Source organism: Ferrimonas lipolytica (assembly GCF_012295575.1).
In the GTDB taxonomy this organism is placed as follows: domain Bacteria; phylum Pseudomonadota; class Gammaproteobacteria; order Enterobacterales; family Shewanellaceae; genus Ferrimonas; species Ferrimonas lipolytica.
Window position 1 is genome coordinate 4,033,223 of record NZ_CP051180.1, and the last position, 26,088, is coordinate 4,059,310.

15 protein-coding genes, 3 tRNA genes and 1 pseudogene are annotated in these 26,088 nt (G+C 46.3%); 6 read left to right on the forward strand and 13 right to left on the reverse strand.

The features are described from left to right. Nucleotides 1-18: 18 nt before the first annotated feature. The 5 genes and pseudogenes from HER31_RS18335 to HER31_RS19030 form a co-directional block, all read right to left on the reverse strand. Complete coding sequence (locus tag HER31_RS18335; protein WP_168662888.1) at nt 19-5,394, reverse strand: RHS repeat domain-containing protein; 5,376 nt, start codon at nt 5,392-5,394, stop codon at nt 19-21. A gap of 1,092 nt (nt 5,395-6,486) precedes the next feature. After that, nucleotides 6,487-6,573 (reverse strand) — tRNA-Leu (locus HER31_RS18340). Nucleotides 6,574-6,871: 298 nt separating this feature from the next. After that, the gene (locus HER31_RS18345) at nt 6,872-8,926 is read right to left on the reverse strand and encodes a bifunctional 2',3'-cyclic-nucleotide 2'-phosphodiesterase/3'-nucleotidase (RefSeq protein ID WP_238786861.1); all 2,055 of its coding nucleotides are present in this window, start codon (nt 8,924-8,926) and stop codon (nt 6,872-6,874) included. A 225-nt stretch (nt 8,927-9,151) separates the two neighbouring features. Beyond that, on the reverse strand, nt 9,152-11,248 hold the full coding sequence (locus tag HER31_RS18350) for a bifunctional 2',3'-cyclic-nucleotide 2'-phosphodiesterase/3'-nucleotidase (RefSeq protein ID WP_168662892.1): 2,097 nt from the start codon (nt 11,246-11,248) through the stop codon (nt 9,152-9,154). Between the two features lie 390 nt (nt 11,249-11,638). Then, nucleotides 11,639-12,009, reverse strand: a pseudogene (locus HER31_RS19030) (nitroreductase family protein); the annotation flags it as partial. A gap of 14 nt (nt 12,010-12,023) precedes the next feature. Here HER31_RS19030 and HER31_RS18360 point away from each other — a divergent pair. Then, nucleotides 12,024-12,482 carry a hypothetical protein gene (locus tag HER31_RS18360; protein WP_168662896.1) on the forward strand — a complete coding sequence of 153 codons (459 nt, stop codon included), beginning with the start codon at nt 12,024-12,026 and terminating at the stop codon, nt 12,480-12,482. 449 nt (nt 12,483-12,931) lie between these two features. Here the strand turns inward: HER31_RS18360 and HER31_RS18365 are convergent, their stop codons facing one another. Together HER31_RS18365 and HER31_RS18370 are read right to left on the reverse strand one after the other, a co-directional pair. After that, nucleotides 12,932-13,807 carry an NAD-dependent epimerase/dehydratase family protein gene (locus HER31_RS18365; RefSeq protein ID WP_168662898.1) on the reverse strand — a complete coding sequence of 292 codons (876 nt, stop codon included), beginning with the start codon at nt 13,805-13,807 and terminating at the stop codon, nt 12,932-12,934. Between the two features lie 33 nt (nt 13,808-13,840). Further along, complete coding sequence (locus HER31_RS18370; RefSeq protein WP_168662900.1) at nt 13,841-14,278, reverse strand: DMT family transporter; 438 nt, start codon at nt 14,276-14,278, stop codon at nt 13,841-13,843. Between the two features lie 139 nt (nt 14,279-14,417). Here HER31_RS18370 and HER31_RS18375 point away from each other — a divergent pair, with 139 nt between their 5' ends. Then, nucleotides 14,418-15,350 carry a LysR family transcriptional regulator gene (locus HER31_RS18375; RefSeq protein ID WP_168662902.1) on the forward strand — a complete coding sequence of 311 codons (933 nt, stop codon included), beginning with the start codon at nt 14,418-14,420 and terminating at the stop codon, nt 15,348-15,350. Nucleotides 15,351-15,738: 388 nt separating this feature from the next. Here HER31_RS18375 and HER31_RS18380 read toward each other — a convergent pair. After that, nucleotides 15,739-15,840, reverse strand: a tRNA-OTHER gene (locus tag HER31_RS18380). A 153-nt stretch (nt 15,841-15,993) separates the two neighbouring features. On the opposite strand from HER31_RS18380, the gene HER31_RS18385 reads away from it, so the two are divergent. Further along, complete coding sequence (locus HER31_RS18385) at nt 15,994-16,482, forward strand: hypothetical protein (RefSeq protein WP_168662904.1); 489 nt, start codon at nt 15,994-15,996, stop codon at nt 16,480-16,482. Nucleotides 16,483-17,276: 794 nt separating this feature from the next. Here HER31_RS18385 and HER31_RS18390 read toward each other — a convergent pair. Then, entirely contained in the window at nt 17,277-17,825 is a 549-nt protein-coding gene (locus HER31_RS18390) for a hypothetical protein (protein WP_202983577.1), read from the reverse strand. Nucleotides 17,826-18,276: 451 nt separating this feature from the next. Continuing rightward, a tRNA-Leu gene (locus HER31_RS18395) sits at nt 18,277-18,363 on the reverse strand. A gap of 131 nt (nt 18,364-18,494) precedes the next feature. Between HER31_RS18395 and HER31_RS18400 the strand changes: the two genes are divergently transcribed. After that, nucleotides 18,495-19,001, forward strand: a complete 507-nt coding sequence (locus tag HER31_RS18400) for an RDD family protein (RefSeq protein WP_168662906.1) — start codon at nt 18,495-18,497, stop codon at nt 18,999-19,001. Nucleotides 19,002-19,072: 71 nt separating this feature from the next. Here the strand turns inward: HER31_RS18400 and HER31_RS18405 are convergent, their stop codons facing one another. Continuing rightward, complete coding sequence (locus HER31_RS18405; protein WP_168662908.1) at nt 19,073-20,506, reverse strand: endonuclease/exonuclease/phosphatase family protein; 1,434 nt, start codon at nt 20,504-20,506, stop codon at nt 19,073-19,075. Between the two features lie 400 nt (nt 20,507-20,906). Here HER31_RS18405 and HER31_RS18410 point away from each other — a divergent pair, with 400 nt between their 5' ends. After that, a complete protein-coding gene (locus tag HER31_RS18410; RefSeq protein WP_168662910.1) occupies nt 20,907-21,497 on the forward strand; it encodes a carboxymuconolactone decarboxylase family protein in 591 nt (196 codons plus the stop codon). A 107-nt stretch (nt 21,498-21,604) separates the two neighbouring features. After that, nucleotides 21,605-23,512 (forward strand): diguanylate cyclase, encoded by a 1,908-nt coding sequence (locus HER31_RS18415; RefSeq protein ID WP_168662912.1) that lies wholly within the window; start codon nt 21,605-21,607, stop codon nt 23,510-23,512. A 349-nt stretch (nt 23,513-23,861) separates the two neighbouring features. Here the strand turns inward: HER31_RS18415 and lptG are convergent, their stop codons facing one another. Next, nucleotides 23,862-24,926 (reverse strand): LPS export ABC transporter permease LptG, encoded by a 1,065-nt coding sequence (lptG, locus tag HER31_RS18420; protein WP_168663454.1) that lies wholly within the window; start codon nt 24,924-24,926, stop codon nt 23,862-23,864. Then, a complete protein-coding gene (gene lptF / locus HER31_RS18425; protein WP_168662913.1) occupies nt 24,926-26,062 on the reverse strand; it encodes an LPS export ABC transporter permease LptF in 1,137 nt (378 codons plus the stop codon). The genes lptG and lptF overlap by 1 nt, the downstream gene beginning before the upstream one ends. Between the last annotated feature and the right edge of the window lie 26 nt (nt 26,063-26,088).

Sequence of the window (26,088 nt, forward strand, 5' to 3'; positions counted from 1 at the left end):
TCCACCGTTCCTTGATGATCAAAATAAGTGTCGCCCGATTGGATTGTGCAGAACGCGTACTGAGGAATTAGAAGATTTACTTATGGAGCCCCAATAACAAGTCATAGAGAACTCAGAATAAGGATAGTTAAATGCGGTTACCCATTGTGATCCAGAAGCCGCCACAGTGTATGTTCGAAAGTTGGAACTCAATTTGCAGTAATCCGCTCCACTGGCAGACCAAGACACTCGAGTATCATCACCAATACGACTCACCGAGGTTGGAGATACTGTAAAGGCGACAAAAGGTGTAGTTGCCGTTAACCAAGGAATACCTAGTCGATAGTTACCGCAACTGCTGTCTTTGCATGCATTTACACGGAACTTTGACTTCCCGTCAGCTAAAGTGGCTTTGTAACTAGTTCCTGAACCACTGTAAATCTGCTTCCAAGAGCCGTTTAGGTAATTTTCTAAGCGATAGCCGGTTGCTCCAGGAACGACGCTCCAGAATATAGTTGCATTACCCGAGCTGGTTTGTTCCACATAGCTAATGGTTGATGGTGTATGAACTACGTAGGTATAACTGCTGTATTGATAATCTGTGCATTTGTTACTATCACAGCTCCGTACCCGATAGCGGTACTTGCCGGTTTGCTTTCCTGTAATGTTATGTGATTGAGCTTTGGTATTGGTGACATCGGCCCAAGCACCATCATTAAGCTGTTGCTGTAACTGGTAATAATAAGCCCCAATTTCATCCGACCATAAAACGCTAAAATTTCCATCGGTGTCTTTTGATGGTGAAGTTAGAGAGCTTGGTGCAGTGAGTGTTCGTGCCTTAAGAGTCGCTCCTTGATGCGCATCGCCACAAACATTATCCCTGCAGGCTCTTACTCTGAATTGATAGTCACCATCGGCCAAGCTCGCCGTAAAACTCGTGGCGGTACCAGCGTAGATTAGAGCCCATGCACCGTTTAACTTATGCTCTAGTTTATAGCTACTTGCGCCGTTAACTGCTTTCCAAGTAATACCCGCACTGCCGGTAGTCGTTTGCAAAGCGTATGCAATGTACGAAGGGGTATGGACAACATAAAAAGTACTACTGAAACGATAGTCACTACAGTTGTTGTCGTGACAACTGCTTACTCGGTAGCGATAAGCGCCAGTTGCTTTGCCCGAGAGCGATTGCGAGGTTGCAGTTGTGTTCAATGAGATAGTCTCCCAACTGCCCCCATTGAGTTGCTGTTGAAGCGTGTAGTGTGACGCACCTAGCCCAGCCGCCCAGCTAACGGTAAAGCTACCATTATTATTGAAAGATGGAACAGATATGCTCTCTGGCATTTCCAGAATAGCGGCTGAATCGTCGATTTTTGCTACTAGTTGGTCAGCTAAATAAATGTAATCGGTTGTTTTACCAGTCTCTAAATCGGTTTTAAACATCAGTTTCCCGTCTCGAGAATAGACGCTGTGGCTGCTTTCACCGCTCCGATTCGTCACTTTTACGCGTTTACCGTGACCGTCATAATAATAAAGGTTTCCATCCGCACTGAGCATCTGGTTGGCATGGTTATAACTCATCCCAAATAGTGTGTTGTTAGTAACGTTCCCCGCATCATCATGTTGATAATTAGCGATAACGCTTCCGCTTACACGATCCAGTCTATTGGTAGTGGTATTAAAATGGAGCGTTAGCCTTTCTTGACCCACATTTTTTTCGTATAGGTTGCCGATAGAGTCGTACTTTAAGGTTGCACTCCCCCATTTCCCGTTTACCTTCTTTAATCGGTGCAAACCGTCGTAATCGAATCCTGATAGACTATTCGCTGATGTCACCACGTCAGTTAAACCTATCAAGTTATCAGCTAAATCATATTCATACGTGAGGTTCACGATGTCGTCATTATTGAAATGCTCAAGCGCCTCTGGACGGTTAGTTGCGTCAAAACGTTGGATAAACTGCACGCCATTACCATAAACGAAACTGCCTAACGAGCCTGTTGGATGATAAATCGCATCGGTGGCGTAACTGCCAGCTTGGGTCGGTTGACCAAGCTCATTAGGGGTAAAGTCGATCACTAAACCACTGGGGTAGGTTACTGACTTAGTGTGACCTCGTGAATTGTATGCCCAGCTCAAAGGGTACTCTAGACCGCTAATTGTCAGGGATTCGACCTCAAGAAGGTTACGGCTGTTGTACTGGTAACTCCATTGAGTATCCGAGGTGGTTAGGCTAGTTAGGTTGTTGTTCTCATCATAGTGATACGCTCGAGGCTGGCTATCATCAGGGTGTTTTTCTGCTGCCAAGCGTCCAAGGTTGTCATAACTCATAGTTGCACGCCGACTTGGCAGACTAACACCGCAGATGCTGCTTGGAGATACTAGCCCGTTAGCTTTCCATGCAAGTTGTCGCTGCGCGTTATGGCCAAACTCCGTTATGCCAGTATCGGGGCGCTTGATTCGGCACAATTGAGCATATTGGTCGTAGTGACGCTCTTCGGTGAAGCCGCCTTGACTGATCTGAGTAACCTGTCCTAGAGCGTTGTAGCTTAGAGATGTGATTCCCCCTATCGGGTCTTCAATTTTTATCGGGTACTTGTGATTAGGCGACCCATACGCTAAGTAAGTGGAGGTAGTGGTGTTACCGAGTGGATCAGTTGTCGCAGCACGGTTTCCAGCTAAAATTGTGGTATTGGTTTTAGCCTTATCTGCTGTCCTAACCACTTCAATAGCGCGTCCATGATAATCATATTCTGTGCTAGTGCCGTGTGGGGTTACGCTTGTGCGATACGGCCATGATTGGAAGGTCGGTTGGTTTTTATAATCATATTCGGTTCTAACGTAGCGACTGGTTACTCCTTCAGTTTCTTTGGTAAACACTGGGCGCAACAGTCCGTCAAGGTAATTAACTTTGATATGAGTGCCCGTGGTAATTACCTGTTTAGTGTCGCCAGCGAAAACTGGTGAAAAACCTTGTCCATCGCCGTGTGAAGTCACACGTTGATAATCGATAGAGGTTGGGGCCCACTGAGTGTCTGCTGGAATAATATCTGTTAACCAGCCGATTGAATTGTATCGATACTCAACTGTATTGCCGATAAAATCGGTAACGCTTGCCGTTGTACCATCATCATTAATTTTTAGATTCGCAATGATAGTATTAGTGCTACTCCCATTAGCGTTATTGCAGCCGTTTACGGTACCACAGGGCATAGTGATTTTGCGTGCTTTACCTCGATAATAGTTTTCGAAAATCTCGTAGCGATTTGTATCTGTATATCTAGTTTTTTTAAGGTTTCCATCAGTGTGGTATTCGCTGTTGGTACTAATTAGTTTCCTTACCGAATAAGTATCTTTTAACTGAGTTTTGTATGGCCCGACGGCAGTGTGGTAGGTCTTTAATGAGTATCTTTGCCAATCATTGCCGTTTGTCGATACGTCGAGGAATGTGGGCAAGTTGAGCACATGATTTAGCAAATCATGGTGAAATCCATTTTTTATAAATCGCTTGTTATTTGAAAAGGAATTGGACTCTTCAAAACGCTCTGGCTCATCGTAAACATTAAATTCATACCACTTCTTAGTATAACTATCCTGAAAGGCTCCTGCTTCGGAGAATGTATAGACAACTTGTTTAGTTATCAGTTGATTGTGTGGATTTGTTGTTCGAGCATCCTCAGCAGATAATGGGTCTTGACTGGCACCATTAATAAATGCCTCAAGTCCATTATCACCATGGTCTGGTCCATTTATATATGTGTAATTATGACGCTCTCGTAACACCCCAAAACTGTCGAATAATTCTTCATGTAATTTATTTCCTGCCGAAGCATAACGTCGGTCGAAATAGCTGACAGTTTCGCTGCCATCCGGTTGAATAACCTTGGTAGATTTGAGATGGGCAGTTTCGACCCCATCGAGAGCGCCGTTCAAGCGGTGGTGTTCGGTTAGTGGATCGTTCTTAAAAGCCCACTTTGAGGCTGAGTATTCGTACTGCCATTCGTAAGACGAGCCATCATTCAGGGTTAATGATTTTTTGGATAGCGAGAACAAACGAGAGAATGGTTGAATGTGATAAGTTTCAATTGCCGGGCCAGACTGGTTATAGTCTATGCGCCTTAATTTCGGCACTTCGCTTTGGTTATGGCAGTGTTCAACAACTTTAAAATTGCCAACTACACCATCAGGATGAGCCATCAAGAGATAAGGTCGGTCTATACGATCAGCTAGGCAGCGGGTACCTGGAACTCCCCAGTCAATATGGCCGTCGTTGTATATATCACCAAAGACGGTATCTTCGCTCCAGTCGCTATAGTCAAAATGCCAACTTTTGCCATCAGGACGTGTTACTGATTCAAGCAAATAAGTTTTTTCATTACCTTGATAGTTGTAGTGCCACACTTTGCCATTTGCGCGAATTTCGGCAATTCGTCCTTGTGATGACACAAATGAAATATGTCGACCGTCGCTAGTCGATATCTGTTCAATTAGACCATTCTCGCCGTAAGTGAAGCGTACCTCATTGTCGAATCGGTCAATAATCTTTGACGGCAGAAGAAAAATACTAATTTGGTCAAAGAGAAGTTTAGGGTCAATGTAACCGGTATTGGAAGGAAGGGTTACAGGAGCACAGTTTGTAGTACAGGTTTGACCGGTGCTGACTGAGGCCGCAGTATACTTTCTAAAGGATTTAATTCGTCGTTCTTTTTCGAGAAAGTAGGTTAGACCATTATTAGTGGTAATTTTGAACCCTTCATTACCGTCCTCTCCACTAAAACACTCTACTTTCCAGTTTTTGTTATTATATCGCTGGTAAGTCGAATCACCTTTTTTAGTTGTAAGTTTTACCGAGCCCTGTTGAGGGATTGAGACGGTATCCCCATTCCAGTATGCTTTCTTTGAAACCACGTAAGGTTGAGAGCTTTGGTTGGCACCGCCTCCAATGTAAACGTTATAGTTTGGATTGGAGTTCAAAGGTAACGTACAAGCTTTGCCTCGGTTCCAATAAGCTTGATCGGCATTGCCGTTCTTATCTAGAATATATGTAGAGCGAATATGGGGAAGGCTTAAGCTCCAATTTCCAAACTCTAGTGTTTCTCGATGCCATGAGTCTGGGTCAGACAACTTTCTGATAATACCAACTGGAATGTCAAAATTTCCCGGAATTGACAGGTCATCATGAGAAAAGGCAAGGTTCCCTGTCGATAAATCAAGGGTGTCTCCAAACAAGTCGGATGTTAATGACTTGATAGTGGGGTTAATGTTATTTTCTTCGATAAAGTTATGGCCAAAATCTTTAGTTTGTAATGGCGGTGCTATATCTCCCTCTCGATCAATGTTGGCAAACGAGCAAAATGAAATAAAAACACAACCAATACCAAAGGTTTGAACACATGTAGACATCCAATGTCTTTTCATTATGAGACTTCCTTTATTGATAATTAATTTTCATCGAGTCTAAAATAGGCAATCCAATCTTTTCTTAAATGTCTGGGTTAGTAATCGGGAACAACTTCAATTGGAACCGAACAGTTGGGCTTATTCAATCGATTAGATCGCTCCCTAGTGACAATCAAATACTTGGCATTGCTATTAGTTAGTGAACACCTATTCCAGCGGTTTGATTGAGATATAGAACTAACTACCTGAATGTAGATGAAGATATTTTCAAAATACATTAGTGTACAATTGCGTAAATAACGACAGCCTAAAACCAAAGTTATGGCATAGCTAGACGGTTGTGTAGCGTAGGAGGGATGCCTTTGCCTTAGCTTCATAGTTGCTAAGTTAGTTTTACTGATGGCCGCGACGTTCTTCTCATCAGCTGAGTTGAAGAAAGTGCTTAAGGGTATAAAACCTTCCATATGCATCCTTGTTACAGTAGACCTTGTTATCACAAGTTTTTAAATTGCGTTGTTATATTAAATACGTGATCAAGATTTAAATTGGCTCATTGGATCTAAGCTGGAGTGTTAGCAAACTGCATAAGCTTTAGGGTGAATACCTCACTTGGGAACATGCAACTCGGCTGGTTTTTATGATTTCTTCAACTTACAAAACTATATCGCATAGGGTGTTCATGCTTGATTTTTGTTGAATAACACGGCAATGAAGTATTGCTGAATTCGATAAAACGGACAGCCTATGGCTTAGAACCACTGGCTTAACTGCGAGTGGCATTAATTAGCTGGTCCACCTCGCCCTCAAACCTTCACTAGGCTTGAGGATGACTTTTTAGCGAAAGCTTATCGCGAATCATCTATGGCCATTTCAGAATTAGGAATCTATTTAGGCAAGCGCTGTTTTTAATGGTAGCGACGAAGCCATTCGGTGCAGCGACGGTAGCACTAGTTTTAGCAAATAGATTGGCTCGCATTGTTTAGGCTATGCCGCATGGGGGCAATGACAGTAGATACGAGGCAGGATTTACGTTCGGCCATTGCCCGCAACGGCACATAAATCGCAGACACAAAAAAGCCCGTAACTTTCGTTACGGGCTTTTTCTAAATTTGGTACCGAGAGAGGGACTTGAACCCTCAAGGTGTCACCACCGGTGGATTTTGAATCCACTGCGTCTACCAATTCCGCCACCTCGGCTTTGAGGATTTGCATTATAGAGCCATCGCTTCGAAGCGCAACCCCTAGCCGAGCTAACTGGATAGAAAAGCGACATTACCACGATGGCTGCGCAAAATAGCGACGAAATAAGGTTGGCTAGGACTGCAACAGGGCGAAGCTCCCCCTTTTGGGGCCGCCGCCACTGCGATATAACCCCTTAAGAGTACTGCAACCGGTAGAGCCGAAGGCTTGATATAAACCTCAACACTTAACTGTGACACCGCCAAAAAAACGGGGACTCATAGTAAGTCCCCGTTTCGGTTAAAGCATTTGCTGCTTATTGTAGGTCGAGGCGATAAACAGCGAAGCCAAGCTCATCTTGGCCGACTTTGGTCATTGGGCGCTGCTGGTTCTGGTTAATGAACTGCGCCGCCACATCACTGTCTTGGGTTTCGAAGCGAAGATCCAAGGTAGTGTTGCTGTTGATGGTTTTAAACGACCAGTTGTTATCAGCACGAGGGTCAACCGCTTTACCCTGCTGTGCCTTGATGTAGCTAGCCACTGCATCGCGGTTCATATCAGGAAACTCTTGGGCGATGTAATCATTACCTGTACCGGCAAAGCTGCCGCCGAAGGCGCGGTAGTTGTTGGTGATGATCACAAAGGTCTTGCTGGCTAAGGCATCACCCTGGATCTGGTTACCGTTGGTATCGGTGTAGCTCAGCTCTTGGATACGATTTCCGTCACTCACCTGTTCACATTCGGCGTTATAGCGGCTTGGTTCGGTCAGGTCCACTTGGTAGCTGACACCATCAATAACGTCGAAGTTAAAGGTACGGTGGCCGTTCCAATTGATTAACTGTTGTGGCTTGCTGCTGTTCGGATCAACCTGATTGAACTGGTTAACTGAACATTCTAACCACTGTTGTACTTCGGCACCGGTTACCTTTAACGCCACAATGGTATTTGGGTAGAGGTACAGATCGGCGGCGCTCTTAACTGTTAACGGGCCAGCAGCGACTTGGGTGTAGTTGTCAGCATCGGCAAGGGTACTATGACGGCCACCAGCCTTAAACGGAGCAACGGCAGAGAGGATTGGCAGCTCGGCCAACTCAGGAGCGAGATGCTTCTGGGCGTATGCGATCTGGGCGTTGGACACAACCTGCATGGTTGGGTCGTCCTGTACCAATGACAAGAAGCTGTACATGTCGGCGCTGGATTGTCCCAGTGGAGCATTAACGTAAGCGATGGTTGCTTGGTGTTCAGCCGCTACACTGGTGCGGATCTCAGCACTGCGATGGTGGTGATGCTCTACCTCTGCTACGGCAACCTTTTGGCCTTGCTCGTTCTTTTTGTAGATAGAGCGAACCTTGGCTTGGCTGTTGGTAACCTGCCATTGGCCATTAATACGGCTTAAGGTTAGATCAATTTGGCCAAGGTTATCACCCCAACGACCCGGCATAACGGCTGGAACGCCAGCGATGGTGCCTTTGTCTAGATCCAGCTGGTGGCTTGCCGCTTTAGCCGCGAAGCGTTGGCTTGGGAATACTGAGTGGCTGTGGCCAAACAAGATGGCGTCGATGCCCGCTACTTTAGCAATGCCGTAGGTGGCGTTTTCTGCTTCTACATCCATTGGGTTGGCGCTGCTGCCCAAGCCAGAGTGTGGAATAGCGATAATGATGTCAGCACCTTTGGCTTTCATCTGCGGCACAAATTGTTGTGCGGCTTCGACGATACCCAACACCTTAACTCGCTGTTCGCCGTTTTCAGTGGTGAGGTTCTGTTTATCCCATAACTGGATTTGCGGTGGCACAAAACCGATGTAACCGATATTTAGCTGCTGCTTATCGCCGTTGTTATCGACGATTTCGGTGGCGATGATTTGGTATGGGGTAAACAGGTTCTCGCCCTGATTTTTACCAAAGCCACAGTCGACGTTACAGATAACGTTGGCATTGATGTATGGGAACTGCGCGCCTTTGATTGCTTGCTCCAGAAACGCCATGCCATAGTTAAATTCATGGTTGCCGATGTTACCGATGGTGTAATCCATGGTGTTCATTGCTTTGTGTGTTGGATGCACATCAAAGTTATCGTCTTTATGGGTAGCGGCAAAGTAATCACCCATTGGCGAGCCTTGGATCAGGTCGCCGTTATCGATAAGTACCGAGTTCGTCACTTCGGTACGAGCGGCTTGCAGCATTGCTGCGGTGCGAGCCAAACCGATGGTGATGTCTTGTTTGCCTTTGTAGTAATCGTAATCCATCACGTTGGCGTGAATATCGGATGTTTCCAATACTCTAAGTTGGGCAGTAACGTTAGGTTGTGGTTGGCTGCTGCAACCTGCAAGGGTTGCTGCACTGAGCACGGCGAGGGATAAGATACGTTTCAAAAGGGCACCTACAAACAGTAATGACAATGAATCACGAGAATTCACAAACTCGCGCAAGTATAGGTTCCGCCGTGAGGAATAATGTGATCTAAATCCCAACATGTTGGTTGTGAAAAACTTTAACTTTCGTAGTACCAGCTGATAGCAAATATCAAAAATTATGCGGCAATGAGATACAAAAACGGCTTCCCAAGGGAAGCCGTTTATTTGAATCTGGCGGATCAATTATTCAGCGATAGGGCCAGTCATATCAATCTTGTAGATGGCAAAACCAAAGCCATCATCGTCAGACTTAACGAAGGTCATCTCACGCTGTTTGTATTCGCTAACAAAGTCGGCAGCTAGGTCGCTGTCTTGAGTTTCGAAAACTACGTTAAGCGCAGGGTTAGCGATGTTGACGAAGTCCCAGTTGGCGTCGATGCTTGGGTCAACCTTGCCATTGGCTTCGGTTTCTGCGGTGATGTAGGCCGCCAAAGCATCGCGGTTAGCGTCAGGGAATTCTTGAATCACGTAGTCAGCGCCAGTACCAGCAAACATACCGCCAAAGGCACGGTAGTTGTTGGAAGCAACAACGAACTCTTGCTCATTGAAGGCGGTGCCAGAGATCACGTCACCAGCGGCATTGGTGTAGCTTAACTCTGTGATTCGGCCATTTTCGTTTTGTACCGCTGCACAATCAGTACCTTCAAACTTTGCTTGTTGAGTTACGTCAATTTTGTAGTTAACGCCGTCAATTACATCAAAGTTGTAAGTGGGGAAGCTCCAGTTGATCAACGGCTGTTCAGCGCTGCTGTTTGGATCAATGGTGTTGAACTGAGTGGCAGAACATTCCAGCCAATCCTTAATCTGAGCACCGGTCGCTTTTACTGCCACTACGGTGTTCGGGTATAGGTAGAGATCCGCTGCGTTTTTGTAGCTTAAGTCGCCAGCCGGAACCATTACGTATGATGCTGCATCACCAGCAGTAGCGCGACGGCCACCAGCTTTGAACGGTGCTGATGCGGTAATGATAGGCAGATCAGCGTAGTCGCTGCTGATCTTATCCGCTACGTAAGCGATCTGGGCGTTAGATACGATTTGTACGGTTGGATCATCCTGTACCAACGTTAGGAAGCTGAACATGTCGACGTCAGAGTAGCCGATAGGGGCATTAACGTAAGCCAAGGTAGCGCTGTGGTCATCAGCAACGGTAGTGTGGATGTGGGTTACCATATCCATGTTGTCTACTACTTCGTCAGCGGCAACCTTATCGCCTTGCTCGTCCTGAACGTAAATTGGGCGAGCTTTAGATTCAGTATCTACTACTTGCCAAGTTTCACCACGAAGCTCTAGAGACAGATCGATTTGACCCATGTTGTCACCCCAACGACCTGGCATTACGGCAGCAACGTTGTTGATGGTGCCTTTCGCAAGATCCATGTTGTGGGATTCAGCTTGGCCTTCGAAGGTTGCGCTTGGGAATACTGAATGAGAGTGACCAAACAAGATGGCATCAATACCATCAATAGTGGTTAAGGCGTAGGTTGCGTTTTCAGCGCCCATTTCTGCTGGGTTTTCAGAAGAACCAACACCAGAATGCGGGATAGCAACGATGATATCGGCGCCTTCCGCTTTCATTTGTGGCACCAGTGCCTTAGCAGACTCAAAAATATCTTCTGCTTCCACTAAGCCTTCTAGGTTCTGCTTGTCCCACAGCAGAATTTGCGGTGGTACAAAGCCAATGAAACCAATCTTGATAGTGTGGGTGTTGCCTTCGCTATCGGTAATTACCTTGTCTTGGATCAGGTAAGGAGAGAACAGGTGCTCACCCGCTTTTTTGTCACCGAAACAGTTGTCGACAGCACACTTTACGTTGGCGCTGATGTAAGGGAATGCTGCGCCATCGATGGCGTTTTCTAAGAACTCTAAACCGTAGTTAAACTCGTGGTTACCGATGTTGCCCACGGCGTAATCCATGGTGTTCATTGCTTTGTGGGCCGGATGCACATCAAAGTCTTTGCCTTTAAATTCAGCGGCAAAGTAGTCACCCATTGGAGAACCTTGAAGCAAGTCGCCATTATCAACAAGAATGCTGTTAATCACTTCGTCACGAGCGGCCTCAACTACTGCAGCGGTGCGAGCCAAGCCAATAGTGATGTCTTGCTTATCCTGATAGTAATCGTGATCCATCACGTTAGCGTGGATGTCGGAGGTTTCTAGCAGGCGCAGTTTAGCGGTCGCGTCTGGTGATGAAGTTTTGTCATCATCGCTGCATGCGGTAAGCATAAGCGCGGATAATACCATTGAAGCAATTAGGGTCTTTTTCACACCGGTACCTTTCATTATTCAGAGTCGTTAGCATTGATTCACACAGAATCACATTGAGCGTGAGTATAGAGATTAACCCTGTGAGGCTAAGTGATCGTGATCACGCTTCTGGTTGCCGCGGAGAAGGTAAGTTCGAAGTGTGTTCGCTTACCCGTGTTGATGTCTCAATGGCTGATTTGAGCGAGAGATCAACCTGAGCACAACAGCAACTAAGCGCTTAGCCTAATACGGTAATGATTATGGTTAAGTGGCGTTGCCATGGCAGTTTTGTGTCACTGCTGCACTTAATCCTTGCCACTCGGTGTGTATTGCGACTGCGGGTAGGGTAATTTTCTCCAGCATAACTTTTCGATAAAACAGTAACTTTACTGGTTTAGCTCGCTAAGGTTAGTTACTACTGCCTGTTCAGCACGGCGAACTAGGCATGGAAACGATTAATAGTACAGTCATGACGTTCGCAAGTGCTAAGCGCACCTTGGGTAGCCCGTGGTTGTAATCCTCTGAGTCGAGGTTACAGCCCATGGGGATGGCTACTTCACACACATGGCCATCTAACTCCGCTTTAATTTTTCTCCAATCAAGGCTTTACCTGCGCCTTCTATTGGGGTTGCATCAATGCCAAGACGGGCTAAGGTGTGCAGCACATTACCTAGCGCAATATAAACCTGCGCTTCGGTCCAGTTACCGTTGTAGCCGCTTTCATCGGTGTTAGTTGCGGCGTAAGCACCCATCATGTCAGCAGACATCTCTTGTGGCAGGTGGCCCGAGGCTACCTCTCACTCAACTCACTTTGAATTGCACCCAGTGTCACAAAGACACTGTTGATAATAAAAATGGTCACGGTGGTGGCGCTTGGCCGGTGAATGAGGCCGATGGTTTCGATTTCATGCAGCCGTACTACTGCGCTACTTGTCACGGCGCTAATGGTGCCCCGCAAGGCCACAACCGCGCTGCTCGCTGTTTCTGGTGCCACAACACTAACAACAAGGATGGGTTAGACAACCTGTGGATGGACAAACACGCCGACGCCAGCCTACCGAAGTTCATTCCCGCGGCGAAAAATGTCTCTAATCAACTGTTACGCATTACTGCGCCAGTTAATAGAGAGAATGAACATGAACCTTACGGTGACCTTTGGGTGCCTAGCCATAACAGCGATTACACCATGAGCAAAACCTACCCGGATCCATACTCATGTGGTACCTGCCATGGGTTTGAGCATGAATTAGAGCCGAAAGTTGAGCAATAGAATTAGCATCTCATTTAGCGCACCTAAGAAAATCGTGTCGATTCAAGGAATACGTATCCGAGAAAATATCTGCTCTATTTGTAATTTCAATAACACCAAAGATGTTGGCACAGTTGTTGGAAACTGCTCTTAGTCGCTTCAATGATTTAGGGGCGACCGATCCGGTTGCGAAAGGATAATAGCTAGTTGGGAAATTATTTAGCTAAAAAACGAAAGGCGGCAAAGGAATATAATGTCGCAGTTTGCGGGGGACTTTATACTCGCCTAATGGTCGCCTCCGGGCGTTTATCGGCCTTGTAAAGTCAAGGTGCTATGTAATCAGAAACGAAAAAGGCCGTACTTTCGTTACGGCCTTTATCTATATGTTGGTAATAGTGGCGGATTTGAAGCGCCACTGCTGAAGGGAGCGAATTTTGAACCCATAATTATTTTTCGTCTGGAATCTTACTTTAAAAAGTAACAGGGATAACCTCTGCAAAATTATTATCTAAAAGCTCTAAAACATCTTTGTAATCATAGCGAGGCTCCCAGCCTAATTCTTTCTGCGCTAAAGATGAGTCATATACACGATCTAGTTTCTTAGGTATTACCCATCCTCGCAAATTGAATTCAGCAATTAATTCAGGTAAGTATTTACTGATCACTTTATCCGCATCCGAGTATAATAAGCCGCAGTCCGACGCACAGAACGGAGTTTTAGCTGAAATAATGTAACGCCTGAACCCGTCAGTGTTGCTATTTATTGCACAAGCATGCGCTGAGGCGACATCGCGAGCATCAATCCCCCGATTTAATCTAAAGATGGTCATAGAGTCGGCGGGTTCTGGAAAGCAACGAGACATCTGTAATACGGTCACTGGGAGCGAGTTTTTTTCTGAAATTCGTTGCAATAACCTTTCAGCCTGAAGCTTACTTTGATGGTATATCGTTCTTGGTTGTGGAACAACCTGTTCTGTTACCCAGCCTGCTTTATCTTTCGGCGTTGAAGCATAACCATATAGTGCGGTTGTGCTCGTATACACAAAACGGCTTATGCCCAGCTCAATCCCCATATTAATTAATTGTTCAGTCGCTCTAACGTTGATATCAATAAAATCATCATCAGGCCGCAAGCCAACATGTGGCGCATGCAATGCAGCGGCATGTACAATGACATCTACATCCTTAAGAGATGACTTAATTAACATTGGATCCCTGATGTCACCTATATAATCAACCGTTGAACATGGCATCATATCTAAACCCACAACCTGATACTGTCGCATCAAATGAATATAGATATTGCGTCCAACTCGACCAGCAGAACCCGTCACTAAGATTTTCATATATAAAGACTCTTGAGTAAAATGAATGTGTGTTTATTTAATAACTAGGTAAGCTCCTGTAAATAATAAAGCGATGCCAGAAACCCTGTAGATATCTAATCCACGAGGAATTGATCCAAACGCACCTAAGTAATCAATAACGACCCCAGCAAGTAGTTGACCAATTATGATCAGTGTGATCGCTGAAACAGCGCCTAGTTTTGGCATGGTATGGCTTATAGAAAGATACAATACCAGTCCAAATGCCCCGCACCCAAGCATATACCATGGTAATTCACGCCATTGGTCTATATTTTCTCCTCGTTTAGACACGAGCAGAATAAGTGATGCGAATAACCCGCCTAGATGTACAATGAAACTACTTGCTGCGCCGCCTACACGTTGTGACATTGCACTCGCTATAGGAGCTTGAGTGCCAACTGCAATACCGCCCAATAGCCCTATAAATATTGTGACCATAATTTCCAGCATAATAACGCTCCACTTTTTGCCAGCATAATAAATGACGTGTCTATAGGGGGAGAGTTTAGGGAAATTGACAGATGAATTAAAATGGTTTAGATTCACAACATCTATTACGCAGGGGAATAGATCTATAAGGTTGGATTAAATGTCTTTTGAAAAATTAGCAAGGCTCGATTTAAATCTACTTGTTTGCTTTCACATATTGCTAGAGCATAATAGCGTCACCAAGGCCGCTGAACATTTAAATTTAAGTCAATCAGCTATGAGTAAAAGTCTAGCCAGATTAAGGGACATTTTTGATGATCCCTTGTTGGAACGTTCAGGTTACACAATGGAACCAACCCCAAGAGCAAAACAGCTTAAGCCTATGCTCGTTAAGCTCTTATTCGATATCGAAAAACTGACCGCGCCTAATACATTCAATCCTGATAGTAGCACTCAAATATTTAGAATGGCTGTCGTAGAAAGTATTTACCCGATAGTGTTTCCTCGTTTTATCAATGAAGTGCTTTCAAAAGCCCCCCAATTAACCATTGATGCCTGTGGATGGGATTCACATACATTCGAGCAACTTGAGAAAGGGAGTCTTGATTTTGCAATCACAGGTAAGGACTTAAGCCTTGAAGATGCAGAACTGACGCTTATGCCTCCTAAGAGTATTGTTTCGACTCAACTTTACCAAGATGAGTTATGCTGCATTGTTAATTCTGAACATCCTATATTGGCAGAAAAATGGGATTTAAAGGCTTACATGTCTTGCAGGCATATAATGACTAAAAGCTATAAAAAAGAACGATGGCTGTTAGATATAAAACTGGCCGAAAAACAATTAAAGCGAGATGTTGCACTTTATGTCCCTGACTTTAATATTGCAGCGGAATTATGTAGCCATACAGAACTAATTCTTACCGCACCAAGCCTTTATGCAGAGCATATTAAATCTCGATTAAATTTAAAGGTTATCCCTTGCCCCTTCGAGCTCCCACGGCTTTCATATAATCTATTCTGGCACGAAAATAGGACAAATGAGCCAGCTCATCAATGGCTAAAAGAACTGATAATATCTCGTAGCCAGTAGACAAAACATAAATCGATAATTCCTCTTATCAGGAGAGGGTTTTGAATCCACTGTGCCTACTAATTCCCCCTCGGCATTGAGGAGACTTGTCTAGCCCTATTGCTGTTTCTTTGCGATGAAAAGATTTGACCTGCCACAATCTACTGGGCGTTTTCGTTGGGCGGCACCGTGTCCTCAGCGTTCAGTATGGGCTAGCGTTTGCAACAAGACTAATAATGCGCCTGTCCGTCGTCTCAAGGGGTGAGCCACAGCATCTGCGGTGCCAATTACTTTGAATTGGCAATGGATTACTAATGGTTTTGGTTGGTATTTGGCGATGTAGCGTTGTTCTACAACAATCGCAGACACAAAAAAGCCCGTAACTTTCGTTACGGGCTTTCTCTAAATTTGGTACCGAGAGAGGGACTTGAACCCTCAAGGTGTCACCACCGGTGGATTTTGAATCCATGGATGTCGCGTCTGGGCTCTCAGGCTGAATTGCCACCTCGGGAATTGTGCAGCACATGACAAGGTTCATAGCTTCCATCCTAGGTTTACAGCGTACCGATTTCATTTGCACTTATTAACACTTCTACCTTAAAGTTAAAAAATAGTACAGTGGCGGACTCAAAAGGGTCTCCTTCATCGAGAAAGTAGCCAACTAATGAGTGAACCACATCTTAGGTACCTGAAGGAACAATTGAGTAAGATAGCCGATGAGCATGGCTTTGAACTAGAACTTACCAATAAACATCTTAGAATAAATTATAGCCCTCATTATGCAACTGCTATCGTTGTATCTTTTGACCTAGGGGTCGGTTACCGGCTTGAAAAGCATCGTTCTAAAGGACTGACCAACGATTACTCTGGAAAACGAATCGATTACGACTGGTTGCATGGCTATATCCTTGCTAACAGCCATAAAGAAGACGTAATTCGAGCGAAAGCGGAAGATGAATCAAATAGAATGCAAGAAAAACTTATGAAACAAAAAGAACAAAATCAAAGATTAAAAAGGCTGGCTCAAGACGAAAGACGGGGACTGGTAACCGATAGTGCAGCAATCAACAATTCATATGACGGAACTAATATCCTAGAAGTTGACCATAGGTTGGGTATTAATATAGTGCATAAGGGCTCTAAGGGTAAATAAATTAATCAATCACCGGCCATTTTAACCAAGGTAGCATTTTAGCAAGCTGGTCAGATGTTTGGTTGATGCTTATACATATGCACATTGAAGTTGATTTATGTTTCCTTTTTTGAAACATTTACAATTACAGTTTTTTAGAATTTTATCTTTGTCCAAATTGTCTTCATATAAAACATGAAAAAAACAACTTGAGCGTCAGTCGATTGCTGGCGTGGTTTGTTCGGATTTAAAATGTTTACGAACGTCAATGATATGGAGGGCGTAAGCGTACTCAATTACCTTAATGCATAAATCTAAGTCACTCATGGTGATTTGGTGAGGATGAAGAGATTCGTAAACTTCATCTACAGGATTCAGTGCTGGTATATATTTTTTCAAAAAAAGTATTTTCTCAGTATATATCATTCGACACCTCATGTTTGTAGCCACCCAAAAGTTATTAAAACTTCTTTTTTCAATAGTATTCAGAACTACCAACCTTATCATGGGCGAGACGATCTAATATTTAACTATAATAACTGGTTGAGGTTGTATACTCAGTGTTCTACTAAACGATAATTCCACATTTTGGTTCTTTACGACACAGTTCTACAGCACGGTAAATCTCAATCCCAGTACATAGCAATGGACATTGCGGGATTTGCCGGTGCGATAAGGTGCGTGATACCGGTCATGTGACCATCGTGAAGACGGCAGAGAATGACAGCAATCGCGCCGCTACATTGCTAATAACCGAGTCTGATATTGATAGCCCGATTCGGGGGGTGAATTGGGCTGGGGCTATAGAAGTAAGATTACGAAACGGTCGTCTTTGGTGGATTGTTGAGGTTGTACTGTTCGAGCATGGCTACCGCCTCCTCAACCTCGTCAGAATGGAAGACTTGGGTCAGATCCACCGTTGGGTACTGCCGAGCAAACCAAGATAATACAGGTAGCATACGCTGCGTTATTGGTAGCTGTGATTCCAACAGTTTTCGACTCTTGGAGTTAGCTAAATCCTGCTTGGAAATTCCCGCAATACCACCATCTTCTAAAGTCGCGACCAGTTTAGGGTAATAGCCCCTTGGTGCGCGTTTCGGAGCCGGTGGTAACCCCCAACCGCCTTGAGTGATAGCGCGTAGCATTTGAACCTTGAAGATCCCCTCTGAACCGTTGGCATCGCCTAGGTATTTCACCCCAGTGCCTTTTAGGTATCGACGAACCTTATAAAAGTCCATCCACGCTTCCCAATCTTCCATCGTCTTTAGGCAGTGGTTTACACGCCATTCATCGAAGATGGCACGGGTTGATAGACCTTCTTCAACGGTCTTCCATGGTTCGCTGTCGAAAGAAAGGTGTTCCATTACCTCACCTGTACCAGGGTGGCGAACCTCGACCATTTCCACAGAGTTTAAAAAGATGCTTCACCGAGCGAGAACTGCTCAACGGAAGTACTCCGAGCACTGTGAACGTTATATCGATTATTGTCGAAGTACTGGAGTGCCACCCCCACCGAAGGACTTGTTCGAGCTTTAAGCTTGTTTGCTTAGATGGACAAGGTCAGTACCGGAACAGGACAGTAGCTCAGAGCCGAAAGATGTTGGATCTTGTTGGATAGCCATGGATCCAGTCACGCACAGGATCGGTACGGGCAAAACCGGATATGGACAGGGTAAAGCTATCAGGGGGGAGTGCCGCACAGGGGCAATGTCAGCAGATACGAGGCAGGATTTGCGTTCGGCCATAGCCCGCAACGGCACATAAATCGCAGACACAAAAAAGCCCGTAACTTTCGTTACGGGCTTTCTCTAAATTTGGTACCGAGAGAGGGACTTGAACCCTCAAGGTGTCACCACCGGTGGATTTTGAATCCACTGCGTCTACCAATTCCGCCACCTCGGCATTTCGACGGCAATTATATACACCCCAGCGGAAGGGGCAAGCGTTTATGGTTTGTTTGCGCACAAAACCATCATCTTTGCTCAGAAAGCTCTGTTACACTGCTTTTTTCGCTGTAAATAGAGGGATTTTAGATGTCGTTGGCAAACGCGCCTAGAGCAACGATGATGCGCCGCTTAGCCGCATGGGCTTATGATTTTCTGGTCGGCTTAGCCGTTTATATGTTGGCGGGGTCGCTACTGTTTGGCTTATTTACTGCATTAGTTAAGGGCGGACTTATCCCAACCGATGGCATGGAACATGTAAGCGATATCATGATTTCCAACCCCCTTTACAGTGGCATTAATGAATTGTTCAAGCTGTTGGCGGTAGCCTATCTGTTTGTGTGGAGCTGGACTCGTAGTGGCCAGACCATAGGTATGCGTGCTTGGCGGATCCGAGCTCAATGCACCGATGGCAATCTGATGAGTAAAGGTCAAGCGTGGCGCCGTGCTGCTTACGCCTTTGGTGGCTTCGCTAACTTCTCTTTGTTGTGGGACAGTACGCTAAGCGCGCTGCATGATCGGCTGTCATCGACTGAGGTAGTACAACTTACCTTAGAGCAGAATCGTGAGTTGTTGGCGCAAAGCAAACTCCGTTAAAGCGGTCGCTTTAAACAAAAATGGCTTCCCTAGGGAAGCCATTTCTCGTTATAGAGTAAGCATCGAAGCGATTACAGCTCTAGCTTAATCCATACCATGCGGTGATCAGAGGAAACGTTCTTGCCAACGCCTGGGTTCCAAGTATCTAGACGAGTAAGTCGGTCATCGTTCATCAGGATACGACCATCTTCGAAGGTAGCAGGCCAGAATACGCCGGAATCAACCACGTTAAGAGTGGCTGATGGGATCACGTGATCTAAACGCAAGCCAGAAGTAGAAGTGGCCATCTCTGGTGCAGGAACGTCGCTCTCACGGCATTCGCTGTTAGCAATACACTCAGGTCCACCGAAAGATTTTGGTGCGTAGACACCGAAGGTTGCTAGCTGGTTTACTTTATCGTGAGTCATCAAACCGTTGATAGAGGTTAGGTCACCGTCGCCCGCTAAAGGATCGGCGTTTAAGTCACCCAGTACAACAAAGTGCTCACCCTCTGCCAAGCCACCAGTTACACCAGCGTCATCGTAAATGTAATCTGCGCCGTCGATGTAATCTACCCAGAAATCGATCTCTGCGCGGTTACGTGACTTGTTGTAGGTTGCTTCAGCTACATCGAAAATTGGTGGCGTTGGGTGAGACATCAACAGGTGAATAGCTTCTGACTCGCCATTTTCAGTTGGGATCAGGATGGTCGCATCAACGTGGTTTTTAGAAGACAAACGCATCTCTTCCCACGCTTCATCGGTGTACCAGTTTTCTGCTGGGGTGGTGCCTTCTGGCAATACGCTACAGTATGAATCGGTATCGTTAACATCGTTCAAGGCGCAATCGATAGCTACGTTGGTCTCGCCCGGCATGTCTTTCCACTTGAAGCTTTGGAAGGTACGAGTGTTTTCAGAATCGATTGGGTACTGGGATAGCAAAGCAAAAGCGTATTGACCGTGGAAGAAGCCGAAGCCCCAAGCGTCATTTGCATCAGTAGTTGAACCGTTGTTGTCCAGGTCCAAACCGCTGTTTAGGCCAGTGTTAGTTGAGTAGCTGTCGGCATAAGGGAACTGGATAGGCTCGAGTGATTCACCTTCGAACTCTTGTGGTACCCCTAAGTAGTTGAGGCGGAAACCTTGCAGTGCTACTTGGTCTTCACCAACACCGTCGTTATTAAACTCTTTTAATAACACAGCAGCAGGACGGCTTTTCTGGATGATGGTTGCAATATTGCGGATTTGAATCACTTTTTCCGCTTTCTTGAGCTCAGCATCATCGCTGATAGAGGCGTTTTCCCATTGGGCAATCAAGTCATCTTGCTCACTTTGAGTCATGCTCATTACTTCACTTAGTTCAGCAAAGTCTGAGTGATCGAAAGAGATGTTGAAGGCGGCAATAGATACTTCAGTAGGAGCTACCGGCGTTGGTTCTACAGGATAGATATTAGTAGTGTCATCATCATTACAACCGACGAGAACGGTAGTGGCGATGGCTGCAGCAAGTAACGTTTTGGTAAAGCGCATGGGGAACCTCTAGAGCATCCAGATTAGAAAATGGCACTGATGGCCGAAGTGTCACTATTTGTGAGTTCATTGGGCGGCTCACAATTCGGCGCAAGTATAGAGTTTCGCTGGGGCTTGGCTATGATCTGGTTCACAAAAAATGGCGAATCAATGTTCTGAATTGGTACGCGGCAGGGGCTAATTTGTGAACCGCATCGATTTATGTGAGATTATTACCTTAATTTAGATTTATAAATCAGTAGGTTAAATGTGTTCTTGTGGGTAGCCATGGCAACGCCTTTAGCGTAACCGTTTACTTATATTTTTTTATTCCTAACGTTGGCTGTTCTATAGCAATACGTTGTTCTCACCATAAGTAGCCTGCTAGTTTCAATGTTCATTTATTAAACAGGGACTAGATATGCCTTTATTAACTCCTCTTGCTGCCGATACAACTCCTGAGCTTGCCAATGATTTTGCACTGTTCGAGCGGATACTAGGGTTTGTCCCCAACAGTTTGCTGACCATGCAGCGGGTACCAGCAATGGTGACCGGCTTTGGGGCACTCACAAAGGCGGTAATGGATCCCAATGGCGATGTTGATCCAGGCTTTAAGCGAATACTGGCACACTTTTGTAGCCGTGCTGCGGGGTGCCAATATTGTGAAGCACACTCGTTAATTGCTGCAGAGTTACATGATGTTTCCCATCAAAAGGTGTTGGCGGTTTGGGAATACCAAACCAGTCCGCTTTACACTGATGCGGAGCGCGTTGCACTGGACTTTGCTCTAGCTGCTGGAAGCGTACCTAATGCAGTTGATGAACCATTGATGGAACGGATGCGGCAGTACTGGAGTGAGGTGCAGATCGTTGAGATCCTTGGTGCGATTTCACTCTACGGCTTCTTGAATCGCTGGAACGACTCAATGGCCACGCAAATCGAGCAACCGGCGTTAGCAATGGGACAAGAGGTGTTGTCACCTGGTGGCTGGAACGGCGGAAAACACCGGTAATCGCAGCGATAGCTCTGCTGACTTAAGTTGGGCTATAAAGCAGTATAAATAACGTAAACACTTAGTATTTATCGGGTAAAATGAATTCCTCATGGAAGGGAGTGGTAATGATGGGATTCAAAATCATTAAGATGGTGATAAGTGGATTTGTCAGTGCTGTATTGGCGCTACCAGTTAGTGCGGCGCCAACAGCAACGGAAGCCGAGTTGCTGCAACATATCGAGCTGATGATTGATGATGGATCCCTCAACCCTCAAGAGCTTATGCCTGAATTAAAGTCATTTCAGGCGTTCGCCCAAGAGCGGCTCTGGTCAACGGTAGCCATCACCACCTCGGCCAGTCTGCTATTCCTCTATGCCCATAGTGGCGACTTTGAAGCCGCCGAGCAGGAGTTACACACCTTTGAACAGTTTAATGCCGCTGATATTGATAACCAAAGCCTAAGCTCTGCATTGGGTGCGCAGGCGTATATAGCCGCGTCGCGTAAAGAGTATGGGCGCTTTTCGAAACTCAAGGCGCAGACGCTGGCGCTGGTCGAGCAGTTAGCGCTTGCCGGTGATATCGAGCTGCAGGGGTGGACCCTACTGGAGCTAGGCAACAACACATTATGGCTTGGAGATTCTCAGGGCGCACTGGAGCCTATTATGGCGGCTATTCGTATATTTCGAGCTACGGATGATTTGGACAGCCTCAGTAATGCCCAAAATACCTTGGCCAACATTCACCGGGAAATGGGTAATTACCAACGTGCTATCGATATCTACCTTGAGTTGTTAGCGGATACTGAGTTGCCTGTCAGCGATTTCAATCGCTCGATCATGCTCTACAACGTGGGCAAAACCTACATCTTATCTGAGCAATATGAGGCTGCGCGGGAGTACATTGATAAGGCCCGAGCATTAAGCATTGAGAGCAATGATCTGGTTGGAGTAGCTTACGCAGACTTGTTGCTCAGTGAGCATTATCTCCAACTTAAACAGTTTGAACAGGTGCTACAACAGTTAGCTTTGGTTGAAGAGGTGTTTACGGCCGATCGCAGTCCAGAGCAATACCTCACCATTCTCAACCACAAAGTAGAAGCGATGATCGGCCTTGCCAACCTGGAGGCTGCAGAGCAGCTGTTAGCACAGCTGGAGCGGGCATTAATAAACAAAGGTGATGCTGATTTGCTCAAGTATCAGCTGCTCCATTATCAGTTGGCCGTGGCCAAACAAGACCCGGAAACGGCGATGGAAGCCTATAAGGTTTATGCGGATCTTAAAATTGAGAAAGCTGAGCAGGCACGGGAGAGCTCGATGCAACAGCGTCTCGCCGAATTTGGCATTGAACAGGCCAATGCTGAAAACAGGTTGCTTGAGCAGGCAAATCAGCTCAAACAAGCCAAGCTAGATAAAGCCGAAAACGAAGTAACGGTGCTGTATCTGTTAGGATTGGCCTCCATCATCTTTTGCGGTTCGATTATTTTGTTTTGGTCGCGTGAGCGCGCCAGCCGGCACAAAATCCAACAAGTGGCGTTGCAAGACTTCCTCACCGGGTCGCCCAACCGCCGTGCAGTGATGGAGTATGGTAGTAAGACACTCAGTATATGCGTACGAGAGCAGCAGCCTTTCTCGTTAGCTATTATCGATTTGGATTACTTTAAATCGGTTAATGATGAATATGGCCATGATGTTGGCGATAAGGTACTGCAGGCATTTGCTCAGCTGTGCAAACACGAACTGCGTAATGAGGATCAGTTTGGTCGCTTTGGTGGCGAAGAGTGGTTATTGGTGTTTCCAGCCACCAGCGAAGACCAACTAGAGGCTGTCTTTAGCCGATTACGGCAGCAGTTCAGCGCCGTTGATATCGATGGGGTTAGCGCTGATAAGGAGTTCACTTTCAGTATGGGTTCAGCGCAGTTGCGTCAAGGCCACGGCGATCTCGATACTTTAATTAAAGTTGCCGACAGAAACTTATACCGAGCGAAGAGTCAAGGACGCAACCGACTGGTTACGTCGCTACCCGTTGATAGGTAACAACAAACACAAACGGCACCAGTAAGGTGCCGTTTTTTTAGGCTGTGTCGTAGTTAGCTGTTGAAGTTTATCTTAAGCCTTCGGCTGCACCGATTTCGGTGCTTTTAGGGGGCGATGTCGCGGTGGCGACGGCACATTCTTGTATGCATTAGGGGAGCTTCGCCCCCTTTGGAATTCCCCTTGCCTTAGGTCGCCGTCCAAAACGCTTGGCTGAACTGCTCCAATGCGGCAGAAGATCAATAGCGGTAGTGCTTTACCCTTGGTATCGCGACTCGCCTAGCCAGTGCTTTAACAGCCTTGGAAAGAACAACACTTAATTGGTACACAGCCTTTTTTATGAATCAATATATTAGCGCCGCCGCAATAGCAATAGCGCAGCCAGCGCAAAGAGCATGCTGGGTAGCATCGCCCCCAAGAAGGTCGGCAATCCGAGCACCATACTCATTGGACCGAAGATCTCGTTGCTAAGGTAGAAGCTAAAGCCGGTGATGACCCCGAGTAAAATCCGAGCGCCCATGGTAACGGTCCGCAGTGGCCCAAAGATAAACGACAAACCAAGCATCATCATCACCGCAACCGTCACAGGTTGAGCTACTTTGCGCCACAGGGCTAGCCAGTAACGGGTAGGATCTTGACGGTTTGCATCTAAATAATCCAAGTAATCGACTAGGCCAGAGATCGATAATGACTCCGGCTTTACCGTCACAACCTGTAATTTTTCTGGAGTTAGGTTGGATTGCCAGTAGCTGGTGAGCTCATGGCTGGTATCGATTTTATCGTCGTTAAAGTGGGTGCGGGTAACGTCACTTAGCTGCCAGGAGTTGCCTTCAAATTGCGCTATTTCAGCATGGGTAACGTGGCGAAGGGTGTTGTCTTCATCAAAGCGATAGAGGGTAATGCCGGACAGATGATCAGCGTTGATAACCTCTCTAATATTAACAAAACCGTCGCCGTCTTTGGCCCAGGTGCCACTGCTACTGGAGCGGATTAAACTGCCACCAGAGCGCTTTTGTGCGGCATATTCCCGTGCGGTTTTCTCCGCAACTGGGGCAACGTATTCACCGATTAGCATCACACACAACATCAACGGCAGCGCTGTTTTTAGCACCGACATGGCAATGTTCATCCGTGATAATCCTGCCGCTTGCATCACTACCAATTCTGAGCTTTGGGCCAGCATGCCCATGCCGATAAGTGCCCCGAGCATGGCGGCAATCGGGAAAAAGGTTTCGATATCCCGCGGGATAAGAAATAGCACGTACACCACCACGTCCCAGGTGGTGAAGTCGCCTTTACCGGCCCAGCGCAGCTTATCAACGAATTTAATCAGGCCGGACAAGCCCGTTAGCACCAGCAAACATACGGTAGAACTGCCGATGATGGTGCGAGCGATGTATTGATCTAAGATCTTAATCATGCGGCTTTCTCCGCTGACTTGCGAAAGCGAAACTTAGACAGGAACTTACGCCCTGACGGTCTGCCTTTGCCAACGAGGATGATGCCAATCAAAAACGCAGTAGCGTGGATCCACCAAAGCCCCATCTGAATCGGCACTGAGCCGTTTTCTAGTGCCTTGCGACCCGCCATCATCAAGCCGAAATAACCAAGGAAAATCAGAATCGCAGGGATCATTTTAGCGTACTTACCTTGACGTACATTAACCCGCGACATCGGCACCGCAATCAATACCAGCAACGGCAATGAGAATGGAATGGCAATGCGCCAGTGCAGCTCCGCCATCGCATCAATGCTGCCATCGTCCAGCAGTTGTTGCACTGTCAAGGCACTCATCTTGCGGCGTTGGGCTTCTGCCTGTTGCTCGCGGATCTCCATTTCGTATTCGCTGAACTTAATCTGGCTGTACTCGAGCTGATTGATCACCCCGTTGATGCGAGTGCCATCGTCGAGGACAAGGCGACGGGAGCCGTTCTGCTCTTCCAGAATTGAACCACCGTCAGCCATTACGATTGAAGTACTGGCGTCTTCAGTGGTGAAAACTTCACCTTCTACCGCTTTGGGCAGCTGGGCTACAAATACCTTCGATAATTTACCTTTTTCTATATCCTCAACATACACCACTGCTTGGCCGTTGCCGGTTTTCTGGAAGCGACCTTGGACGATCGAGGAGAGCCCGGCATCGGCCTTAGCTTCTTCAAGTACCTGATACTCAACCTCCTTGGCCCAAGGGGCGAGGTAGAGCGTGGAGTAGGCCGATATCCCGGCCATAAGCACTGCCAGCATCAAGGTGACGCGGGTGACGTACCATTCAGATACGCCAACCGCATGCAGTACCGTCATCTCACTGTCGGCATACATGCGCCCGTGGGCCGTCATCACTCCAAGAAAGAGTGATAATGGCAAAATAAGGGTTAAGAGCTCTGGAAGGTTCAATGCCAGAATGGTTGCAACAAGTTGGCCGGGAAACTGGCCATCAGCGGCATCGGCTAAGATCCGGACAAACTGTTGGCTCACGAAGATGGTGAGCAACACTGCCAGAACCGCCATTTGCGACTTTAGTGCTTCTTTGAGCAGATACTTAAGTAATATCAACGCTGTGTCCGCTTAGTAAACTGGTA